The organism is Bradyrhizobium sp. Kon37 (assembly GCF_055807535.1).
Window position 1 is genome coordinate 1 of the sequence record NZ_JBVVOY010000231.1, and the last position, 293, is coordinate 293.

The 293-nt window shown below is 62.8% G+C and carries 1 pseudogene; it reads left to right on the forward strand.

Annotation, left to right across the window (positions count from 1 at the left end):
* Nucleotides 1-293, forward strand: a pseudogene (locus tag AC0L3J_RS37940) (DUF1522 domain-containing protein); the annotation flags it as partial.

Here is a 293-nt window from a genome sequence, read left to right on the forward strand (position 1 = left end):
GGCACGGTCAAGACGCTCGATCAGCTCAACACGCAGCTCCAGGCCAACAACCTGACTGCCACGATCGATGCCAACGGCCTGCTGACCATCAATGCAACCAACGACTACGCGTCTTCGACGCTCGGCTCGGCTTCGGCCGGTGGCGCAATCGGCGGCACGCTGACGAGCGCTCTGACTTTCTCGACGGCTTCGACCCCCGTCCAGGATACGGTTGCCCAGACCTCGCGTGCGAACCTGGTCGGCCAGTACAACAACATCCTTGCGCAGATCGACTCGACCTCGCAGGACTCCTC